The organism is Flavobacterium sp. FG68 (genome assembly GCF_057808895.1).
In genome coordinates, this window is record NZ_JBMDIY010000072.1 from 1 (window position 1) to 2,645 (window position 2,645).

1 protein-coding gene is annotated in these 2,645 nt (G+C 38.7%); it reads right to left on the reverse strand.

Translation table 11 applies throughout. The annotated features are described in order from the left end of the window. Positions 1-2,645, reverse strand: a 2,645-nt coding sequence (locus tag ACODSB_RS23940) for an Ig-like domain-containing protein (RefSeq protein ID WP_488938884.1), incomplete at both ends; no start/stop codon positions are given.

Genomic DNA, 2,645 nt, shown 5'->3' on the forward strand with positions numbered 1-2,645 from the left:
CAGTTAAAGCTTCCGCATTACTGCATTCAATAATTTGGTTTAAAGAACCAGCCTGTGTTGTCCAAGTTGGAGCAGTTGTATCCTGAATTGTAATAATCTGCGTAAAAGTATCAGAAGTATTTCCACAGTCATCTTTTACTGTCCAGGTATTGGTATAAGTTCCAGAATTAGCACAACCTTCAGAAGCAACGAATTGTCCGCTTACTTTAGTGATATTCGAAACATCGACATCACATAAATCAGAAGCAGTTGGGAATAAAGCCTGAGCTGCAGTTAAAGCTTCCGCATTACTGCATTCAATAATTTGGTTTAAAGAACCAGCCTGCGTTGTCCAAGTCGGTGCAGTTGTATCCTGAATTGTAATAATCTGGGTGAAAGTATCAGAAATATTTCCACAGTCGTCTTTTACAGTCCAAGTGTTTGTGTAAGTTCCAGAGTTTGAACATCCTTCAGAAGCGACGAACTGTCCGCTTACTTTAGTGATATTAGAAACATCAGTATCACATAAATCAGAAGCTGTTGGGAATAAAGCCTGAGCTGCAGTTAAAGCTTCAGCATTACTGCACTCAATAGTTTGGTTTAAAGAGCCACTTTGTGTAGTCCAAGTCGGTGCAGTTGTGTCTTGAATTGTAATGATTTGAGTGAAAGTATCAGAAGTATTTCCGCAGTCATCTTTTACCGTCCAAGTATTGGTGTAAGTTCCAGAATTTGCGCATCCTTCAGAAGCGATGAATTGTCCGCTTACTTTAGTGATATTCGAAACATCGGTATCACATAAATCAGAAGCAATAGGGAATAAAGCTTGCGCAGAAGTTAAAGCTTCCGCATTACTGCATTCAATAGTTTGATTTAAAGAACCAGCCTGTGTTGTCCAAGTTGGAGCAGTAATATCTTGTACAATAATAGTTTGACTTACAGGAAGTGAAACATTTACACAAGAATCAGTTGCTGTCCAAGTTCTGGTTTTTGTATAAGAACCTGCACAATTTCCCGGAACAATAGCATCTTCATAAGTTAAAGAAGCAATAATTCCAATATTGTCTGTTGCAGTTGCTTGTGCAAAAACTGGTTCTGCTGGACAATTGATAGTTGAGGTTTCTGGTAAAGGATCAATTATTGGTTTAACCGAATCTCCATCAATAATAGTAACCGATTTTGTAACGGTACATAAATTCGCATCGGTTACAATAACAGAATAGTTGCCTGCTACCAGCGTAGTAGCGGTAGCCGAAGTTTGAGCAGGATTTGTATTCCATGAATAAGTATATGGACTTGTTCCTCCAGAAGCAAAAACTGTTGCAGATCCTGTATTTAGCCCACCGCAAACAACATCAACTTGTGTCGTTGTGGCGCTAAGAGCTTCTTGAGGCTGAGTAATTGTAACAGTGCAAGTTGTAGTATAACCCAGTTTATCAGTAACAGTAACAGTATGTAATCCTGCATTTAAAGAAACTGCCAGAGCTGTCGTTTCATTATTGTCCCATAAATAAGTATAGTCGCCGTTTCCGCCAATTGCAGTTACAGTAGCTTGACCGTTACTTTCTCCAAAACATTTAACGGCACTATCCTGAGTAATACTACAAGATAAAACGTTAGGTTCTGTAATTGTTATGCTGCAAGTTGTTGTACAGCCTTTTTCATCAGTTACAGTTACAGTATGTAATCCAGCATTAAGTCCAATAGCTTTTTGTGTCGTTTCATTGTTATCCCACAAGTAAGTATAATTTCCGTTTCCACCAATTGGAGTAACAGTAGCTTCTCCGTTGCTTAAACCATTTGCCGTTACGGCTTTATTTTGTGTAATTGAACAAGTTAAAGCTGCACCCGGTTGAGAAATTGTTACAGAATTAGATTGGCTTGAACAATCATCAGTAACGGTCAAAGTATAAGTTCCCGCAGGAAGATTCGGAACAGAAGCGGTATTTCCAACAACAGTATTTGAAGAGTTTGTCCATGAATAAGTTATTGCTCCAACTGCATTGGTAACGGTTCCTGATGTTACTGTCCCAGTATTTTCTCCAAAACAAGAAGCATCAGTTTTAGAAGAAGCAGAAAGTGTTAAAGCTGCACTAGGCTGCGTAATCGTAACAGAATTAGATTGAGAAGAACAGTTATCAGAAACCGTTAAAGTATAAGTTTCTGCCGGAAGATTCGAAACCAAAGCTGTATTTCCAACAACAGCATTTAAAGAATTTGTCCATGAATAAGTTACAGTTCCAACAGCATTGGTTACAAGACCAGCGGTCACAGTTCCAGTACTTGCTCCAAAACAAATTACATCAGTTTTAGATGAAGCCGCCAAAGTCAAAGCTGCACTAGGCTGATTAATCGTAACCGAATTAGATTGAGAAGAACAATTATCAGAAACAGTCAAAGTATAAGTTCCTGCCAGAAGATTTGAAACCGAAGCTGTAGTTCCAACGGTCACATTTGATGCATTTGTCCATGAATAAGTTACAGTTCCTACTGCATTACTTACCGTTCCAGCAGTTAGCGTTCCAGTACTTGCGTTAAAACAAGTTACATCAGTTTTGGAAGAAGCAGAAAGAGCTAAAGCCGCACTAGGCTGATTAATCGTAACCGAATTAGTTTGAGAAGAACAATTATCAGAAACAGTCAAAGTGTAAGTTCCCGCAGGAAGATTC